Annotated in this window: 14 protein-coding genes; 6 read left to right on the top strand and 8 right to left on the bottom strand. The window is 72.8% G+C overall.

The features are described from left to right. Window positions 1–30: 30 nt before the first annotated feature. Window positions 31–630 (bottom strand): helix-turn-helix domain-containing protein, encoded by a 600-nt coding sequence (locus IF20_RS08280; RefSeq protein ID WP_052864335.1) that lies wholly within the window; start codon window positions 628–630, stop codon window positions 31–33. Between IF20_RS08280 and IF20_RS08275 the strand changes: the two genes are divergently transcribed. Further along, window positions 629–1,177 (top strand): GNAT family N-acetyltransferase, encoded by a 549-nt coding sequence (locus tag IF20_RS08275; RefSeq protein ID WP_110943958.1) that lies wholly within the window; start codon window positions 629–631, stop codon window positions 1,175–1,177. The two genes, IF20_RS08280 and IF20_RS08275, sit on opposite strands and share 2 nt — an antisense overlap. Here IF20_RS08275 and IF20_RS08270 read toward each other — a convergent pair. Beyond that, complete coding sequence (locus IF20_RS08270; protein WP_199896527.1) at window positions 1,155–2,645, bottom strand: MFS transporter; 1,491 nt, start codon at window positions 2,643–2,645, stop codon at window positions 1,155–1,157. The two genes, IF20_RS08275 and IF20_RS08270, sit on opposite strands and share 23 nt — an antisense overlap. A 13-nt stretch (window positions 2,646–2,658) precedes the next feature. After that, window positions 2,659–3,165 carry a MarR family winged helix-turn-helix transcriptional regulator gene (locus IF20_RS08265; RefSeq protein ID WP_110943957.1) on the bottom strand — a complete coding sequence of 169 codons (507 nt, stop codon included), beginning with the start codon at window positions 3,163–3,165 and terminating at the stop codon, window positions 2,659–2,661. A 434-nt stretch (window positions 3,166–3,599) separates the two neighbouring features. Here IF20_RS08265 and IF20_RS08260 point away from each other — a divergent pair, with 434 nt between their 5' ends. Genes IF20_RS08260 through IF20_RS08240 form a run of 5 tightly spaced genes read left to right on the top strand, consistent with a single transcriptional unit; the run spans window position 3,600 to window position 11,074 of the window. Beyond that, window positions 3,600–7,316 carry a nitrate reductase subunit alpha gene (locus IF20_RS08260; protein WP_052864332.1) on the top strand — a complete coding sequence of 1,239 codons (3,717 nt, stop codon included), beginning with the start codon at window positions 3,600–3,602 and terminating at the stop codon, window positions 7,314–7,316. Further along, entirely contained in the window at window positions 7,316–9,019 is a 1,704-nt protein-coding gene (gene narH / locus IF20_RS08255; RefSeq protein ID WP_052864331.1) for a nitrate reductase subunit beta, read from the top strand. The genes IF20_RS08260 and narH overlap by 1 nt, the downstream gene beginning before the upstream one ends. Continuing rightward, window positions 9,016–9,738 carry a nitrate reductase molybdenum cofactor assembly chaperone gene (narJ, locus tag IF20_RS08250; RefSeq protein WP_110943956.1) on the top strand — a complete coding sequence of 241 codons (723 nt, stop codon included), beginning with the start codon at window positions 9,016–9,018 and terminating at the stop codon, window positions 9,736–9,738. The genes narH and narJ overlap by 4 nt, the downstream gene beginning before the upstream one ends. Next, window positions 9,735–10,460, top strand: coding sequence for a respiratory nitrate reductase subunit gamma (gene narI, locus IF20_RS08245; protein WP_199896535.1), 726 nt, complete (start codon window positions 9,735–9,737; stop codon window positions 10,458–10,460). Before narJ ends, narI begins: the two co-directional genes overlap by 4 nt. Next, entirely contained in the window at window positions 10,457–11,074 is a 618-nt protein-coding gene (locus IF20_RS08240; protein ID WP_199896526.1) for an HPP family protein, read from the top strand. Before narI ends, IF20_RS08240 begins: the two co-directional genes overlap by 4 nt. A gap of 32 nt (window positions 11,075–11,106) precedes the next feature. On the opposite strand, the gene pstS is transcribed toward IF20_RS08240, so the two are convergent. The 5 genes from pstS to IF20_RS08215 form a co-directional block, all read right to left on the bottom strand. After that, window positions 11,107–12,249: a phosphate ABC transporter substrate-binding protein PstS gene (pstS, locus tag IF20_RS08235; RefSeq protein WP_234426571.1), complete on the bottom strand. Its 1,143-nt coding sequence runs from the start codon at window positions 12,247–12,249 to the stop codon at window positions 11,107–11,109. Window positions 12,250–12,420: 171 nt separating this feature from the next. Further along, complete coding sequence (locus IF20_RS08230; RefSeq protein ID WP_052864329.1) at window positions 12,421–14,142, bottom strand: chitinase; 1,722 nt, start codon at window positions 14,140–14,142, stop codon at window positions 12,421–12,423. 114 nt (window positions 14,143–14,256) lie between these two features. Then, window positions 14,257–15,456 carry an alpha/beta hydrolase gene (locus tag IF20_RS08225; protein WP_052864328.1) on the bottom strand — a complete coding sequence of 400 codons (1,200 nt, stop codon included), beginning with the start codon at window positions 15,454–15,456 and terminating at the stop codon, window positions 14,257–14,259. Between the two features lie 177 nt (window positions 15,457–15,633). Further along, on the bottom strand, window positions 15,634–17,136 hold the full coding sequence (locus IF20_RS08220; protein WP_052864327.1) for a CoA transferase: 1,503 nt from the start codon (window positions 17,134–17,136) through the stop codon (window positions 15,634–15,636). 7 nt (window positions 17,137–17,143) lie between these two features. Then, entirely contained in the window at window positions 17,144–19,291 is a 2,148-nt protein-coding gene (locus tag IF20_RS08215) for an FUSC family protein (protein ID WP_052864326.1), read from the bottom strand. Between the last annotated feature and the right edge of the window lie 8 nt (window positions 19,292–19,299).

The following is a 19,299-nucleotide window of genomic DNA, read 5'->3' as shown; positions in this document are numbered from 1 at the left end:
CGGGCGCGGCAGGCGCGGGCCGGCGCCGCCTCATGGTGCCTCGGACCGTACGCGGACCACCGCGTACCGGCACTCCTCCGCGCCGTCGTTGACGAAGGTGCAGGGGGCCGGGGCGCCGAGTTCGAGGCGGTGTCCGGCCGCCAGCTCGTGCACCGCGTCGCCCTCGTGGAAGGTCAGCCGGCCGTCGAGCACCCACACCATCTGCCGTACGAAGGCGAAGGTCTCGGCCGGATACGGGATGCGCGCACCGGCAGGCAGCCGCACCTCCGCGATGTCCGCCGGGAAGCGGGGCCCGGAGATCTGGCGCCGGCTGTACCCGGTGGCCGGGTCGCGCCATTCGGCGATGTCGCCGGTACCCTCCTCGGTGCCGCCGTCCGGCCCGTCCGCCGGCTGGTCCGCCGCGCCCTCCGCCAGGGCCATCAGCGCGGACACGCTGATCCGGAAGGCGCCGGACAGCTTGCCGAGGACGACGGCCGTCGGGCTGCTCTCGCCGCGCTCGATCCGGTGAATCATCGCCCGCGAGACGCCCGAGGCCTCGGCCAGCTGGGCCAGGGTCCACCGGCGCCGCTCCCGCTCGACGCGTACCCGCGCGCCGATGCGCCCCACCAGGGGATCTATCATGTTGGACATGGATCCAATATATGAGACCGGGGTGGCGGTCGCGGAGGCGGAAGCGGCGCCGGCCGCGGTACGGGTCCGCGCGGCGCACCCCGACGACCTCGCGGCCGTCCTCGCCATCCGCAACGATGCCGTCGCGACGTCGACCGCGCTGTGGACCGAGACGCCCCAGACGCCCGCCGAGGGCGCGGCCTGGTTCGCCGGGTTCCTGGAGAAGGACGCCGCGTTCGTCGCCGAGTACGCGGGTGAGGTCGTGGGGTTCGGGGTCTACTGCCCCTGGCGGCCGCTGGAGGGCTTCCGGCACTCGGCGGAGAACTCCGTCTACGTCCGCGGGGACCGGCACGGCCTGGGCATCGGGACCGAACTGCTGACCGTCCTCATCGCCGCAGCGCGACAGGCCGGCTATCACGTCATGATCGCCGACATCGAGGCCGGCAACACCGCCTCGATCCGCCTGCACGAACGCTTCGGCTTCGAGAACGTCGGCACCGTACGCGAGGTCGGCACCAAGTTCGGCCGCTGGCTGGACCTGACGATCATGCGCCTGCAGCTGTCCTGAGGCCCCGGGCCCGGCCGCTCCGCAGCCGTCCCAGGGCGGCGACGGCGAGGCAGCCGCTGATCGCGGCGATGGCCAGGCCGGTGTGGTGCAGGCCGCCGTCGGTGGAGTGGGTGCCGATCAGCAGGGCGAGCATCGCGGCGGCGAGGTTGGCGCCGACGTACTGCGCCGTGCGGTACAGCCCGCCCGCGGCACCGGCCTGGGCGGCGGGCGCCGCCTCGTACACGGCGTTCTGGTTCGCCATCGAGTTGTAGCCGTTGGGGATGCCGAGCACCAGGCAGAGCAGGACCAGCAGCCAGACCGGGGAGGTGTGCGTGGGCAGCGTCAGCAGCAGCCCGCCCACCGCGAGCACCACCGAACCGATGAGCAGCAGCGGGCCGGGCCCGCGCCGCTTCTGCACCCGGGTGGCGGTGAGCGTGGAGACGATGCCCATCAGCGCCAGCGGCAGCATGACCAGGCCGGCCCCCGAAGCGCCCAGGTCGCGGGACTCCTCCAACCACTGCGGCAGGCCGTAGAAGATGCCGTAGTACGCGGTGTAGGTGGCGATCGTGCGTACGTAGGTGAAGGACAGGGCGCGGTTCGAGAGCAGCCGCAGGTCCAGGAACGGCACCGGCGCCCGCAGCGACCGCCACACCGTGCACAGCCCGGCGACCACCGCGCCGCCCAGCGCCCACCAGAACGGCGTCTGCGCGAGGGACAGCAGCCAGTACATGAGCAGGCCCATGGCGGCCACGAAGAGCAGCATGCCGGGCAGGTCCAGCTCGGCCAGGGTCCGGCGCAGCGCGCTGGACTCGCGCACCGGGTCGGCGGGGGCCCACAGGAGGATGGCGGTCGCGCCGACCACCGTGAGCGGCACGTTGGCCCAGAAGATGCCGGACCAGCCGAAGCCGCCCACCAGCACGCCGCCCAGCGTCGGGCCGAGCGCGACCATGACCTGCGAGCAGACCGTGAGCGCCGCCAGCGCGTTGTGCGAGTCCGCCCGCATCCGGTCGGCCGCACGGCGGACCATCGCCAGCCCGCACGGGTACTGCGCGGCCGTACCGATGCCGATGACGACGCGGCAGGCGACCAGCACGCCCACGGACGGGGCGAAGGGCGCGACGAGCGAGGCGAGCGCGACCAGCGCCAGCCCGGCGAGGGACACCTTGCGCGGTCCCAGAGTGTCGGCCAGCCGGCCGGCGGCGGGGGCGGCCACGGCGGTGGCGAGGTAGAGCCCGGAGACCAGCCACGCGGTGGCGGGCCCGGCCCCGAAGTGCGCCTGGATGCCGACCAGCGCCACCGCGATCATCGAGGAGTTCAGCGGCTGGAGGATCGTGCCGAAGGCGATGGGGCCGACCATGCGCTGCGGCAGCTGCGGCCGGGCCTCGGGCACGGCGGTGTCCGCGCGCCGATCGATCTGATCTTCAGCAGTGCTGGCCATCTCGTCGCCCGAGGGGCGGAGAGCGGGGGAGTTCTCACTGGAGGGGGGCACCGGAGCGGTCCTTCTACGGGCGCGGGGGAGTGGGGGGTACGGGGGCGGCCGTCGCCCCGTCCGGGGGCGCGGGGCCGGGCTCGTCGGGGGCGGTGGCCAGCCGGTCCAGCAGGCGGGTGGTGAGCCGGAGCAGATCGCGTTCCACATCGTTGAGGTGCGTCGCCATCGCGCGGGCCAGCCAGACGTCCCGGCGCTCCCGGTCGGCCCGGAGGAACTCCAGGCCCCGCTCGGTCGGGTGCAGCAGCGTCTGCCGCCCGTCGGCCGGGTCGGGGCGCCGCTCGACCAGCCCCATGTCCACGAGCCTGGCCACCGGGCGCGCCATCGACTGCGGGGTGACGCGCTCCGCGGCCGCCAGTTCGCTCGCGGTGGCCGGCCCGTCGCGATCCAGCCGGCCCAGTACGGCCATCGCGCCGAGCGTCAGCTCACCGGGCGGACGCTGCGCCCGGAGGCGCCGCGCGACGCGCATCAGACTGTTGCGCAGTTCGACGGCCGCGTGATCGAGCTCTTCGCCGGAGGACATTTCTTCAGCATAGCTCAATAGATGTGCAGTGAAATTGCTTGCGGTGCCCGGCCGGCCTGCCGGGGCTGGTCACGCCGAGCGGCCGCAGAGGGGAGACATGCTCAGCAAACAGCAGCGACTGACACGTGCCGGTGTGCCGGTGCTCCTGGTGGCCGGGATCGGCGCCTGTGGCACAGGGCCCGCCGGGCAATGGGGGAGCGGCGGTCACGGCACGGGGAAGAGCGCCGGGGCCGGGCTCACCGGAAGAGGTCGGCGTGCTCCTCCGCCCATGAAGGGAACGTGCGTGCCGGTATTGGCGGAGACGTGCGGCGTGGTCCCGGTGACGGTGGGAGGCGGGCGGACTAACCTTTGGGCAGCCATGGTGGCTTTACAGTTCATGTCCGCAGATGTCCGCCGGTGGGCGGCGCCCCGCGTCCCGGTGGCGAGGAGGGGCGATGAGCGACGCGGTGACGACCGGGGGCCCCGCGCCGACGGGCGGAGCGGCCGACGCGCTGCTGCGCCTCGGCGGGTTCTTCAGCCGGGGTGAGTACACGCGGGATCTCGGCGCGGTGCACCTGAAGGGCGGCCGGGACGGGGACGTCTTCTACCGGGACCGTTGGGCGCACGACAAGGTGGTGCGGTCCACGCACGGCGTGAACTGCACCGGCTCGTGCAGCTGGCGGGTGTACGTCAAGGACGGGATCATCACCTGGGAGACCCAGGAGACCGACTACCCCAGCGCGGGGCCCGACCGCCCCGAGTACGAGCCGCGCGGCTGCCCGCGGGGTGCGGCCTTCTCCTGGTACACCTACTCGCCCACGCGCGTGCGCTACCCGTACGTGCGCGGGGTGCTGGCCGAGATGTACCGGGAGGCCCGGCAACGGCTCGGCGATCCGGTGCTGGCCTGGGCGGACGTGGTCGGCGACCCGGAGCGGCGGCGCCGCTACCAGCAGGCCCGCGGCAAGGGCGGGATGGCGCGGTCGACCTGGGCGGAGACGCTGGAGATGGTCGCCGCGGCCCATGTGCACACCATCCGCGAGCACGGCCCGGACCGGATCGCGGGTTTCTCGCCGATCCCGGCCATGTCGATCGTCTCGCACGCGGCGGGCGCCCGCTTCGTGTCGCTGATCGGCGGTCAGATGCTGTCGTTCTACGACTGGTACGCGGATCTGCCGGTGGCCTCGCCGCAGGTGTTCGGTGACCAGACCGACGTACCCGAGTCGGGCGACTGGTGGGACGCCGCGTACCTGCTGATGTGGGGCTCGAACGTGCCGGTCACCCGCACGCCGGACGCCCACTGGATGGCCGAGGCACGGTACAACGGCCAGAAGGTCGTGGTCGTCGCGCCGGACTACGCCGACAACGCCAAGTTCGCCGACGAGTGGCTGCACCCGCACCCCGGCACCGACGGCGCGCTGGCCTTCGCGATGGGGCACGTGATCCTGCGCGAGTGCTTCGTCGAGCGGCAGGTGCCGTACTTCACCGACTACGTCCGCCGCTTCACCGACCTGCCGTTCCTGGTGACGTTGCGGGAGCGGGACGGCGCGTACGTACCGGGCCGCTTCCTGCGCGCCTCGGAGCTGGGCGGCGCGGACGCCACGGCCGAGCGCGCCGAGTGGCGCACGGTGCTGCTGGACGATGCCACCGGGCGCCCGGTCGTGCCGGACGGGACGGTGGCCGACCGCTGGTCGGGGGAGGACGGCCGGTGGAACCTGGAACTGGGCGAGGTGGTGCCCCGGTTGACACTGCACGAGGACGCGGCGGCGGACGGCGTCGAAGTGCTGCTGCCGCGCTTCGACACCGCGGACGGCACGGGGGACGTACTGCGACGCGGCGTACCGGCGCGCCGCCTGACCCCCGACGGGCCGCTGGTCACCACGGTTTTCGACCTGCTGCTCGCCGGCTACGGCGTGGGCCGGGACGGGCTGCCGGGGGAGTGGCCGACGGGTTACGAGGACGCGGCGAGCCCGGGCACCCCCGCCTGGCAGGAGGCGCTGACCTCAGTACCGGCGGCCGCCGTGGTGCGCATCGCCCGGGAGTTCGCGCGGACCGCGGAACGCACCCACGGCCGGTGCATGATCCTGATGGGCGCGGGGACCAACCACTGGTTCCACTCCGAGACCATCTACCGCACCTTCCTGACCCTGCTGCTGCTCACCGGCTGTCAGGGCCGCAACGGCGGCGGCTGGGCACACTACGTCGGCCAGGAGAAGTGTCGGCCGCTCACCGGCTGGACCGCGCTGGCCGGCGCCGCCGACTGGCAGCGCCCGCCCCGCCAGATGATCGGCACCGGCTTCTTCTTCCTCCACACCGACCAGTGGCGCTACGACCCGTTCCGCGCCGATGCGCTGGCGTCCCCGCTGGGGGAGGGGCGGTTCGCCGGGATGTCGGCGGTGGACGTGCTGGCCCGCTCGGCGCGGATGGGCTGGATGCCCTCGTACCCCACCTTCGACCGCAACTCGCTCGACCTCGCCGACGAGGCCGCCGCGGACGGGGACCGCGACCCGGGCGCACACATCGCCGCCGAACTGGCCGCCGGCCGCCTCGGGTTCGCCTGCGAGGACCCCGACGACCCCGCCAACTGGCCGCGCATCCTGCTCACTTGGCGGTCCAACCTGCTCGGCTCCTCCGCCAAGGGAGCCGAGTACTTCCAGCGCCACCTGCTCGGCACGCACGCCAACCTCCGCGCCCAGCAGGCTCCCGAGGACGCTCGCCCACGCGACGTGCGATGGCGCCCCGAAGCCCCCGAGGGCAAGCTCGACCTGCTGGTCAACCTGGACTTCCGGATGACGTCGACGGCCCTGCTGTCCGACGTGGTGTTCCCGGCCGCCACCTGGTACGAGAAACACGACCTCTCCACCACCGACATGCACCCCTTCGTGCACTCCTTCAACCCGGCCATCGATCCGCCCTGGCAGGCCCGCACCGACCACGACACCTTCCAGGCGCTGGCCGAGGCGTTCTCCGCGCTCGCCGCCCGGCACCTCGGCGTACGCCGCGACGTGGTCGCCACCCCGCACCAGCACGACACCCCCACCGAACTGGGCGACCCACTGGGCGCCGACCACGACTGGCGGACCGAGGGCACCACGCCGGTGCCGGGCCGGACGATGCCCGCGCTCACCGTCGTCGAGCGCGACTACGGTGCCGTCGCCGACCGGATGCGTACCCTCGGGCCGCTCGCCGACGCCAAGGGACTCACCGCCAAGGGCCTCACCTACGAGGTCGGCGAGGAACTGGCCGAACTCGCCCGGCGATGCGGCACGGCGCGCGGCGGCCCCGCCGACGGCCGGCCGCTCCTCGACACCGCGGAGAAGATGTGCGAGGCGGTCCTCGCGCTCTCCGCCACCACCAACGGCCGCCTCGCCGACCAGGGCTTCCGCACACTCGCGCGGCGGGTGGGCAGCCCCGGCATCGCGGAGCTGGGGCAGGGCGAGCGGGAGCGGCGGATCCGCTTCGCCGACACCGGAGTGCAGCCGCAGCAGAGCCTCACCAGCCCCGAGTGGTCCGGCGTGGAGTCCGGCGGCCGGCGCTACAGCCCGTTCACCCTCAACACCGAGTACGGCAAGCCCTGGCACACCCTCACCGGGCGCCAGCACTTCTACCTCGACCACGACTGGATCCACGAACTGGGCGAGGCCCTGCCGCTGTACCGGCCGCCGCTGGACATCCACCGCCTCTTCGGCGAACCACGGCTCGGCCCCGACGGTGGCCGCGAGGTGACGGTGCGTTACCTAACCCCGCACAACAAGTGGTCCATCCACTCCGAGTACCAGGACAACCTGCTCATGCAGGCGCTCTCCCGCGGCGGCCAGCTCCTCTGGATCAGCCCCGCCGACGCCCAGGCCATCGGCGTGGCCGACAACGACTGGATCGAGGCCGTCAACCGCAACGGCGTCCTCGTCGCCCGCGCCGTCGTCTCCCACCGCATGCCCACCGGCACCGTCTACGTCCACCACGCCCAGGACCGCACCGTCGCCGTCCCTCGCAGCGAGGCCACCGGCCGGCGCGGCGGCACCCACAACTCCCTGACCCGGGTGCTCCTCAAACCCACCCACCTCATCGGCGGCTACGCCCAGCTCTCCTTCGCCTTCAACTACTTCGGCCCCACGGGCAACCAGCGCGACGAGGTCACCGTGATCCGCCGCCGCTCCCAGGAGGTGCGTTACTGATGCGGGTCATGGCCCAGATCGCCATGGTGATGAACCTCGACAAGTGCATCGGCTGCCACACCTGCTCGGTGACCTGCAAACAGACCTGGACCAACCGGGCCGGCGTGGAGTACGCCTGGTTCAACAACGTCGAGACCCGCCCGGGGCAGGGCTACCCGCGCCGCCACGAGGACCAGGAGCGCTGGCGCGGCGGCTGGGAGCTGACCCGCCGCGGCCGGCTGCGGCCCCGCTCCGGCGGCCGCCTCCGCCGCCTGGTCTCGATCTTCGCCAACCCCGTGCTGCCGAACATCCGCGACTACTACGAGCCGTGGACGTACGACTACCGCACCCTCACCGAGGCGCCGACCGGCGACGACTTCCCCGTGGCGGCGCCCCGCTCCCTGATCAGCGGGGAACGGATGGACACCGTCCCGTGGTCCGCGAACTGGGACGACAACCTCGGCGGCATGCCCCAGCACGGCCCCGACGACCCCGTACTGGCGCGGATGTCGGAGCAGGTGCGGCTGGAGTTCGAGCAGGCCTTCATGTTCTACCTGCCGCGCATCTGCGAGCACTGCCTGAACCCCTCGTGCGTGGCCACCTGCCCGTCCGGCGCGCTCTACAAGCGGGCGGAGGACGGCATCGTCCTCGTCGACCAGGACCGCTGCCGCGGCTGGCGAATGTGTGTGACCGGCTGCCCGTACAAGAAGATCTACTTCAACCACCGCACCGGCAAGGCCGAGAAGTGCACCTTCTGCTACCCGCGCGTCGAAGCCGGACTGCCCACCGTCTGCTCCGAGACCTGCGTCGGCCGGCTGCGCAACCTCGGCGTGCTGCTGTACGACGCCGACCGGGTGCGGGAGGCCGCCGCCACCCCGAAGGAACAGGACCTGTACGAGGCCCAGTTGCGGCTCTTCCTCGACCCGCACGATCCGGCCGTCGCCGACGCCGCCGAACGCGCCGGCATCCCGCTCGCCTGGCTGGACGCCGCCCGCCGCTCCCCGGTGTACGACCTGATCGCCACCCACCGCGTCGCGCTGCCACTGCATCCCGAGTACCGCACCATGCCGATGGTCTGGTACGTCCCGCCGCTCTCCCCGGTGGTGGAGTCGCTGACCGCCACCGGCCACGACGGGGAGGACGAGCAGAACCTCTTCGGCGCCATCGAAACGCTCCGCATCCCGGTCGCCTACCTCGCCGAACTGTTCACCGCAGGGGACACCGCACCGGTCGACGCCGCCCTGCGCAGACTGGCCGCCATGCGGGCCCACCGGCGCCGCCTCAACCTCGGCGACGCGCCGGACCCCGCCATCGCCGCGTCGGTCGGCATGACCACCGAGCAGCTCGACGACATGTACCGGCTGCTCGCGTTGGCCAAGTACGAGGACCGGTACGTCATCCCGACCGCCGCGGTGGGGGCGGCGGAGGCGTTGGAGGAGTCGGCCCTCGGCGGGTGCAGCCTGGACTTCGAGGGCGGGCCCGGCATGGGAGGCGGCCACGGTTCGGGCCCGTTCGGCGAGGCGTCCGGCCGACCGGCGCCGGCCGCCGTGGAGAACTTCCACGCACTGCGCTCCCGCGCCACCGACGACCGGCCCGCCGACGCCGCCGGGCCCGGCGCCCGGGTCAACCTCCTGAACTGGGACGGCAACGGCCGGCCCGCCGGACTCTTCCCGCCCCGCCCGGAGCGCGACACGACCGACGACACACATACGGGGGAGCGATGAAAACACCGCGCATCGCCGCCGCTCTCCGCCGGCGCACGGCACCGCAGGGGCAGCCCGACGCCCACCACCCCGACCCGCACGACCACGCGGTGCTCCGCCGCGCCGCCGGCCTCTGCCTGGACCACCCCGACCGAACCCTGCTCGACCGCCTGCCGCTCATCACGGCGGCCCTGGACGGGACGGCCGCCTCGGACGCGGCGGCGGACGTCCGCACCTTCGTCGCGTACCTCGCGGAGCAGGACCCCCTCCGGGCCGGCGAACACTACGTCGCCGTCTTCGACACCCGTAACCGCCGCTCCCTGCACCTCACCTGGTGGAGCGACGGCGACACCCGCCGCCGCGGCCACTCCCTCGCGGCCCTCAAGGCCCGCTACCGGGCACACGGCCTGCACCCGGCCGAGACCGAACTCCCCGACCACCTCCCGGTCGTCCTGGAGTACGCCGCCCATGAGCCGGCGGACGGCACGGCACTCCTCCAGGAACACCGCACCGGCCTGGAACTGCTCCGGCTCGCCCTCGTCGAGGCCGGCACGCCCTACGCGCTGCTCCTCCGAGCCGTGTGCGCCACCCTGCCCGGTCCTTCGCCCCGCACCGAGCAAGAGGCGCGCGCACTGTACGCGCGGTCACCCGCTGCCCGTGTCCCCGCCGACCTCGCAGGCCCGGAACTGGTCGGCCTTCAGCCCTACGACAGCCCCGGAGGCAATCGATGGCTGCCCTGAACACCTTCCTGTGGGGCGCACTGCCCTACCTGGCCATCGGACTGCTGATCTCCGGCACCATCTGGCGGTACCGCTACGACCGGTTCGGCTGGACCACCCGCTCCTCGGAGCTGTACGAGTCCCGGCTGCTGCGGATCGGCAGCCCGCTCTTCCACATCGGCCTGTTCTTCGTCATCGCCGGCCACGTCATCGGACTGCTGATCCCCGCGAGCTGGACGGCCGCCGTCGGAGTGAACGAGGCCACCTACCACGCCCTGGCCCTCGCCCTCGGCGTGGTGGCCGGCGTGCTCACCTTCGGCGGCCTGGTGCTGCTCATCTGGCGGCGCCGGACCACGGGACCGGTCTTCCTCGCCACCACCCGCAACGACAAGGTCATGTACGTCTTCCTCGTCGCCGCCCTGGGCACCGGACTCGCCACCACACTGATCAACGCGTTCGGCGCCACCTACGACTACCGCACCACCGTCTCGCCCTGGCTGCGCAGCCTGTTCACCTTCCTCCCCGACACCGGGCTGATGGCCGAGGCGCCGACCGAGTACCACCTCCACGTCACCATCGCCCTGCTGCTCTTCGCACTGCTGCCGTTCACCCGCCTGGTGCACGCGTTCACCGCACCGGTGGCGTACCTCTTCCGCCCGTACCTCGTCTACCGCTCGCGGGACGTCACCCGCGGACCCGGGACGGCCCGCCCGCGACGGGGATGGGAGCGCACCGGATCGTGACCCGCCTGGGAAAGCGGCTGTTCGGCGCGGCACCGCGCGCCGAAGGCCGGCACCTCGACGCGCTCCACCTCGACGTGCTGGAGCGGCGCTACCCCTCCCGGTGGCTGCGCGCGGCGTACTGCGGTGTCAACGCCTTCATCGCGCTGCTGCTCATGGCCGTCATCGCGCTGGTCACGCACCAGCCGTTCCTGTTCCCCTCCCTCGGGCCGACCGCGTTCCTGCTCTTCCGCACCCCCGAGGCGCCGACGGCCTCGCCGCACAACACCGTGTACGGCCACCTCATCGGTGTGCTGGCGGGCTGGTTCGGGCTCGCGGTCACCGGGCTGCTGCACACCGGGCCCGACCTGATGCACGTCGACTGGCGGCGGGTGCTGGCCGCCGTCATCGCCCTCGGCCTGACCTGCACGCTGATGCCGGTCTTCCGCGCCGACCACCCGCCGGCCGGCGCCACCACCCTCATCGTCGCCCTGGGCCTGTTGCGCAGCCCCGCCGAGCTGGCCACCATCATGCTCGCGGTGCTGGTGCTCAGCGCGCAGGGCTGTCTCATCAACCGCCTGGCCGGCCTCCCGTACCCACTGTGGCGCCACCCCCGCGACCAGCGGAAGGGCACCTGACGGCCGCGCCGCCCGCCGGTCAGGACAGGGGGTCAGGACAGCGTGCGCACCGCCCGGCGGACCTCCGTGGCGACCGCGGCCGGAAGGGGGGCGTAGTGCAGCGCGGCGAGGCGCTTCTGACCCTCGGCACCGGCGGTGTAGCTCAGGAACGACTTCAGGACCGGCAGCGAACCGGGCTGGTTGCCCTTGTCGCAGACGACCTCGTAGGTCATCAGGACGATCGGGTACGCGCCGGGCCTCGGTGCGTCATAGTCGAAGGCGAGGGTCTTGTCGTTGCCCTCGCCGACGATGTCCGCGGCGCCGATCCCGGCCGAGGCGGTCTCCGTGGTGGGGGCCACCGGGGCGCCGGCGCCCGTGTCGATGCTGACCGTGGTGATGTTGCGCGCGGCGGCGAAGGACAGCTCGAAGTAGCCGATCGTGCCGGGGGAGGACGCCACCTCCGAGGCGATGCGTGACGATCCGCTGCCGGCTCCGCCGCCCTTGCCCTGCCACGACTTGGCGACGGGGTGCGGCCAGGCGCCGGGCGCGGCCCCGGCCAGGTAGTCCTGGAAGTTCTGGGTGGTACCGGAGTCGTCCGAGCGGTGCATCGGCCGGATGGGCGAGGACGGCAGTTCCGCATCCGGGTTGAGCTTCCGGATGGCCGGCGCGTCCCAGGTGGTGATGCGGGAGTCGAAGATGTTCGCGAGCGTCGGGGCGTCCAGCACCAGGTGGTCGACGCCGGGCAGGTTGAAGCCGATGGCGACGGGGCCGCCGACCATCGGGAGGTGGATGGCCCGGCCACCCCGGCAGGTGTCCCGGGACCAGGCGATCTCCTGCTTGCTGAGCACCCCGTCGGTGCCGCCGAACGCGGTCGCCCCCCGTTGGAACTGCGCGACGCCGGCGCCGGACCCCAGCGGGTTGTAGGCGATGCGGGCGCCCCGGCAGGCCCGTTGGTACTCGTCGATCCAGTGCTCCATCGCGCTCTGCTGTGCCGTCGAGCCGGAGCCGCGCACCTTGCCGGCGCCCGCGCAGTCGATCCCGGCGGGCACCGGCTCGGCGGCGCGTCCGTTCCCGTTCGTCCCGCCGGTGGCCTGCGCACCGCACCCGGTGAGCAGCAGGGTGCCTGCGCAGGCTCCGGCGAGCAGAGCGCTCCATCGACTCGTACGTCCCGTACGGACCAGATGTCGGCTCTGCACTTTTGTTCCCCTCACGGCGCCACACTCATCGACACAACGAACTGCGCATGAATGCTCGCCGATCTTTCGTATGAGGTGAGTGTCGTGCGGGCGAACGGAAGGTGATGTCTGGGTCACGGTCGAGTGAACTGCGACCCGTCCGCGCACGTGGGGACGGGCGGGCCGGCGCCGTTACGGCAGCGCGTGCACGTGCGGGCCGACCGCGTTGGACCAGGCGTTGCCGCTGGTCGCGTCCCAGTTGGTGGACCAGGTCATCGCGCCGCGCAGGCCGGGGTAGGTCTTCGCGGGCTTGAAGGTACCGCAGCCGGTGCCCTTGGTGAGGCAGTCCAGTGCGGCGTTGACGACGCTCGGCGCGACGTAGCCGCTGCCCGCACCGCGGGTGGAGGCCGGTACGCCGATGCCGACCTGGGACGGGTCGAGGCCGCCTTCGAGCTGGATGCAGGCCAGCGCGGTCAGGAAGTCCACCGAACCCTGGCTGTAGACCTTGCCGTCGCAGCCGAGCATCGAACCGCTGTTGTAGTACTGCATGTTGACGACGGTCAGGATGTCCTTGATGTTCAGTGCCGTCTTGAAGTAGCCGCCCGACGTCGACTGCATGTCGATGGTCTGCGGCGCCATCGTGATGACGAGCCCGCTGCCCGCCTTCTGCGACAGGGAGCGCAAAGCCTGCGACATGTAGGTGGGGTTCAGGCCGTTCTCCAGGTCGATGTCGACGCCGTTGAAGCCGTACTCCCGCATCAGTGCGTACACGCTGTTCGCGAAGTTCGCGGCGAAGGTGGCGTCGTTGACGGAGACGGTGCCCTTCTCGCCGCCGACCGAGATGATGACCGACTTGCCGGCCGCCTGCTTGGCCTTGATGTCGGCCTTGAACTGGTCGACGGTGTAGCCGTTCAGGCCCGCGGTGTCGAGGTTGAAGGTGACGGCGCCGGGCGTGCCGGTGGCGTCGGCGAAGGAGACCGCGATGATGTCGTACTGGCTCGGCACGTCGCTGATCTTCTGTACGGCGGCGCCGTTGTTGAAGTTCTGCCAGTACCCGGTCACCGCGTGCTCGGGTACCGCCGGGTTGCCGCCGGTACCGCCGTCGGGCGCGGTGGTGGCGGTGATCTCGGCCGACCTGGCGGATTCGCCGGCCGCGTTGGACGCCGCGACCTGGAAGCGGTAAGCGGTCGCGGGGCTCAGGCCGGTGACGGTGGCGGAGGTGCCGCTGACGGTCTGCGACTTGGCGCCGTCGCGGTAGACGGTGTAGGCGGTGGCGTCCTCGGCGGCGTTCCAGGACAGCGCGACCGAGGACTTGGTCACGGTGCCGACGGTGAGCCCGGTGGGTGTGGCCGGCACGCCGGGGATCGGGTCGGTGCCGCCTCCGCCGTCGGGCCCGAAGACGCTGATGTCGTCGGCGAAGTAGGGAGCCTGCCCGTACCAGCCGTGCGTGTAGACGGTGACGGACGTGGTGTCGGGGCCGGTCGTGAAGGTGGTGCTCAGCTGCTGCCAGGACGAGCCGCCCGGCGTCCACGTCGAGACGTCGGTGGTGCCGGTGCCCGACGCGCCGAGGTAGGCGTAGGAGCCCTGGACGTACGCGCTGAGTCGGTACGTCGAGGCGGGCTTCACCGCGACGGTCTGGGTGCACTTGGCGTTGTCGGAGCCGGCCGGGGTGGCCTTGAGCGCGCTCGTGCCGCCGTGCACGGGGCTGGTGACGGTCGTGCCGCTGCCGTTCGAGCAGGTCCAGCCGGACAGCCCCGACTCGTATCCGGCGTTCTTGGCGACGTTGACGTCGGCCTGTGGCGCGGCGACCGCCTGTGTGCCGCCCGCCGCGCACACGGCGGCCGCGACGGCGGCGAGGAGGGTGGTGAGCCGGCGTCTGTGCCGGCCGGGTCGGACATCTGCGGTACGGGGCATGGCTGTCTCCGGTGCATGAGGCGGACCAGGAAGTCGTGCGGGTCACTGCACGTACGAGACGGCGGCCACCGTGTCTGCGCTAAAAATGGTTCAGACCAATGCCGTTGTCAAGGGTCAGGACGCGGGCCGCCCGTTCTTGTGCGGCCGCGGCGCCACGTCCTGCGGGAAGGTCAGCGTGGTGCCCATCCACTTCATCGCCGGGGTGATCTCCTGTCGCCAGGTCGTGAAGTGGTGGCTGCCGCGGGGGAGGATGAGGGAGTCCACGGCCATCGGCGGTTTCGCCGCGCGCACGAACCGCATCGTGTCGGGATACCCGCCTTCGCCCCGCTTGCTGCTGGCCACCAATACGGAGATCCGCGGCACCGGCCGGTGGGCCAGCCGCCAGAACAGGTCGTGCTCGCGCTGCCGCTGGGCGGCGCGCGGACCGGAGCCGAAGAGGCGCCCCGTGGTGAGGTCGTCGCGCACGCGGTAGTCGGCGGAGAACGCGGCGGCCGCGGTGTAGACGTGCGGGTTGCGCATGGCGAGCTGCAGGGCGCAGGTGCCGCCCGAGGAGTAGCCCAGGGCGCCCCACGCGCTCGGGTCGTGGCCGACACGGTAGGCCGATTTCAGCGCGTCCGGCAGGTCCTTGGTGAAGAACGTCTCGGCCCGCGGTCCGCCGGGCACGTCCACGCACTCGGTGTCCCGCGGCGGCGCGATGGTCGGCCGGACCATGACGACGACGGTCGGCGGCATCGCGTTCCGGGAGATCAGCCGGCCCGCGGTCTGCGGCACCCGGAGGTACTGCGCGAGGTTGATGATGCCGCCGGGGTAGCCGCTGATCGCGACGACGACGGGGAACCGCTGCCGGCGGAACTGGCGCTGGAAATACTGCGGCGGCAGATACACGAAGGCCGGATTCACCACCCGGGTCCGGCGTCCCATGATGCGTACGGACTCCACCCGGCCGGCCTTCTCCGGCGGCCCGGTGGGCAGCCCCGGCACCCGGTCCAGCCCCTGCGGCCCGGCCGCCTGCACCAGCCCGCCCCGCACCCCGGCGGTCACGTCCCGGCCGCTGTGCCGGATGACCGGTGCCGGCGCCTGCTCGTTGTGTCCGAGCAGCTCGTCCCACGAGCCGTAGAACTCGTAGGCGGAGTTCACGCCGAGGGCCAGCGCGCAGACGATCGCGAGCTGGGTGACGCCGATCGAGACGAACCGGCCCAGTACGGGCAGCAGTCCGCGCCCGGCCAGCAGTGGCCACAGCCACACCGTGAGGACCACACACAGCACCGCGGTCACCAGCACCACGTATTCGAGCGCCCGGCTGGTCAGACCCATGCACCCATCACTCCCACACGTCGAGACCTCCGGGGCCGGGCCGCCCGGCAACGCCTTCATGGTGGGCGGCCCGTGCCCCGCTCATCGATGAGGAGGTGAGCGAACCACGGTGCGTTCCGGCTTGGCACAGTTCTTGCCAAGGGCGTGCTTCCCCTTGTGCTGCCGGACGCGAGGTGTTCAGCCCGCGAGCCACTCCGGGCGGCAGGAGCCCCGGGCGACCAGCGTGAACGGGTAACGGCCCGGCGTACCGGACATCCGCACCTGGTCCGTGACGCCCTGGTACGTGCCGAGCGGGGTGTCGGCGGTGAACGTCTCGGGGTCGAGGTAGGCGTGGCGCTCGCCGGTGCCGGCGACCTCGGCCGCGTACGCCTTGTCGAAGACGCCGAGGCTGAGGATCCACAGCGCGGCCCGGGTCAGCGAGACGTGCACCCGGTAGCTGCCGCCCTCGCGTGCCCGGCGGGCCAGCGCCTCGCTGACCCCGGCGGCCATCAGCCAGGACACGATGTAGTCGTTGACCACCAGGATCGGCGGCAGCCCGGGCCGCTCCCCGTCGCCCTCCAGGTTCATCATCCCGACCAGGCTGCCGGCCGTCTGATCGAAGCCGACCCGGTCGGCCCACGGCCCGGTGGGGCCGTTGAGGGTGGCCGTCGCGTGCACGATGCCGGGCCGGGCCGCCGCGGCCTGCTCCGGGCCGAGCCCGATGCTCTCCAGGTAGCCGGGGCGCCGGTTGGCGTAGAACACGTCGGCCCCGCCCAGCAGTTCGCGCAGCCGCGCCGAACCGTCCGCGGAGCGCGGGTCGAGCGTGGCGGAGCGGACGCCGACGTTGGCGGTGGTGTACGTCGCGTCGTGCTCGTGCTCGCCCGGGCGCCAGATGTTCAGTACGTCGGCCCCGTGCAGCGCCAGCGCCCGCCCCGCGCCCGCCCCGGCGATCACATGCCCCATGCCCAGCGCCCGGATGCCCGACAAAGGCTGCTCGGCGCCCTCCGGCAGGGGTTCGGCCGGGCTGTCGCCGATCTTCTCGATCTGGATCAGCGGCATGTGTGCGAGGTGGTCGCGGTACTGCGGTTCGTCCAGGATCTCCAACGGGGAGCGCAGCACCGGCATCACCACACCGGCCTCGACGCCGGCCTGCTCCAGGTCGGCGGCCTTCCACTTGGCGACGGCCGCGGCCACGGCGTCCGGGTCGTCCGGGGTGCCCAGCAGCTTCTGGGCGGCCGTCTTGATGCCGGGGTAGGGGTTCAGCGGCATCACCCAGCGGCCGTCGGCGGTGGGGTAGAAGGAGAAGCCGAGCGCCTGGTTCACGTTGGCGGTGGAGGCCGGCGGATAGCCGTTCAGCAGCTCCCAGCGGCGGTCGTAGAACGGGCACAGCCGGTGCGGGGCGCTGCGCAGGTCGACGGAGATGTCCTGGCCCGCGCCGCCGCGCAGCCGCCACAGCTTGGCGAGCGCGGCGGACTTGACGGCCAGCGCGATGCCGGCCGCCGCACCGAGGCGCAGGGTGCTCGGTACGACGGGGTCGGCGCCGTGGAAGGTGATCTCGCCCCCGGTGTCCTCGGGGCTCATGCCGATGCCCGCGAGGACCTCCGCGAAGGCGGCCCGGACGTCGAAGGCGTCGTCGGTCGCCGGCGCGGCGACGGCGGCCTCGATCCGCTGGGTGAGCGTGTGCGCGTTCCCCGTGGTCATCGGTGGATCAGCTCCCTGCGTGGGTGGTGGCGGCCCGGCGGGCAGCCGGGCCGGTGGACGAGGTGGTCGCCTGGTCCTGCGGGCCGGTCGCCAGCCGGGAGACGAGCTCCTCGACGGCGGTCACGGTGCGCAGGCACAGGGTGAGGGCCCGGCCGCGGGCGTGCGCGACGCCGTCGGGCGCGGCGGGGTCGACCAGGTCGGCGAGGCCGCTGCGGGTGGCCGTCGTGTCGAAGGCGGCGCGCAGCTCGCCCGGCGCCGGGCGGCCCTTCGCGGCGACCACGGCGGCCAGCTCCGCCAGGTGGTGGTCGAGGACCGCGGCGAACTCGGCGGTCTCCGGTACGGCGTCCGCCGCGCTGCCCGGCTGCCGGTCGTACAGCACCGAGGCGCACCGGCTGATCTCGTAGACCGCGTGCTGGATCCCGGTCAGCTCGGCGGCGGACCAGCGGGAGCGGTGCCGGCGCGGCTCGTGGCCGAGGCTGGCGATCGCCCCGTCCAGGCGCTCGCGCGCCTGCCGGGCCTGCCGCCGCAGTACGTCGATCTCCGCGGCGTCCGCGGCTCCGGCCTCGGCGTACCCGGTGACCAGCGCGGGCAGCAGCCGCCGCTGCACCCGCAGCCAGTCGGCCAGCAGCTCGTGCGTGCGGTGGTGGTGGTACGTCGGGATGGCCACGAAGACCACCAGGCCGAGCAGCGCGCCGACCAGGGTGTCGGCGGGGCGGCCCCATTCGATCAGGTGCGGGGCCGAGCCGAGGCGGGAGATGAGGAAGACGATCCAGGCGGTGATGAAGAAGTTCAGGACGAGCTGGCCGACGCGGAGCGTGAGGAAGACGCACGCCGCGAGGACCGTCGCCACGGCCACCAGCCAGCCGGCGGACCACCCGCTCGGCAGCAGCACGACCCATGCCGCGAGCCCGCCGAGAATCGAGCCGATCGGGCGGGCCCAGCCGCGGGCGAAGGTGTGCCCGTAGTCGGGGAAGAGCACCAGCATCGTGGTGAGTGCCGCCCAGAAGCCGTGGTCGGGCAGCGCGTACCCCCAGAAGTCGCCGAACGCGCGGCCCACCGCCTCACCGGCCGCGGTGCCGACCGCGATGCGGATGGCGTGCAGGAACAGCGGGGCGCCGGGACGCAGCTCGGCGCGCAGCCGGCGCCATCCGGAGCGGAGTGCGTTCTCGGCCGGGAAAGCGTCCAGGACCTGGTCCAGCCCGTCAGGGCCGCGCGATTCCAGCCAGTGGTCGGCCAGTCGCGCCGCTTCCCGGAGGCGGGGGCGCAGCGTCTCGGCCTCGGGGCCGGTCCAGGAGTCCAGCAGCCGGGCGGTCTCGGCGTCGGCGTCCTGGCGCTGAGCGGTCAGTACCGTACGGGCGACCGCGTCCAGTGCCTCGGCGATGGCCGGCCGCGGCAGGCGCGCCGCCCGGCCCGTGGGCAGGAACAGCAGCGCGCGCCGGATGTTCTCCGCCTCCGTGAGCAGCCCGTAGAGCGGGGCCGCTGCGGGGCGCGCGAAGCCCGGAAGCAGGTCGAGGGCGGAGCGGGCCGCGGAGAAGGGCGCGGACGACAGGTACGGCGCGGGCTCGCCGGCCCGGGCGGTGTCCGCCAGCGTCCGGTACACGGCCGCCACCGCCTTGCGCTGGGCCTGGTGGCGCCGGCCGTACGGGGGCAGCAGTTGGACGAGTACCACCAGTGCGGCGCCGGCCGCGATCCACTGGACCATCGTCAGCCCGGCGGAGATGCCGGGGGAGAGGTCCGCGGTGATCATGAGCCCGATGGTGACCAGGCAGGCGCGGATGCCGGGGGCCACGCCCAGGGCGCGCCACAGGCCGGCGAGGTAGGCGGCGAGCGCCAGGACGATCAGGAACCACCAGCCCATCGGGTGGAGGAACACCCCGATCAGCGTGGCGAGCGTGAAGCCCGCGCCGAGAGCGAGGGCGTTCACCGCGCGGTGCCGGATGGGCGCCAGCAGTGTGCCGATGCCGCAGATGAAGGTGCCCACGGTCATCATCGCCCAGGCCAGCGGGTCGTCCAGCAGTGCGCCGATGACCGATGCCGCGATGACGGCCAGTACGGCCCGGGCGATCGCCCAGGGATCCGAAAATACGCGCTCCACCTTCAGCGCAGCCCGGAAGCTGTGCTGGAGGGCGGAGCCCCATGCCTTGACCTCACTCATATAGATGC

Source organism: Streptomyces niger, from assembly GCF_000718305.1.
Taxonomy (GTDB): domain Bacteria; phylum Actinomycetota; class Actinomycetes; order Streptomycetales; family Streptomycetaceae; genus Streptomyces; species Streptomyces niger.
This window is presented reverse-complemented; position numbering and strand designations above follow the sequence as displayed.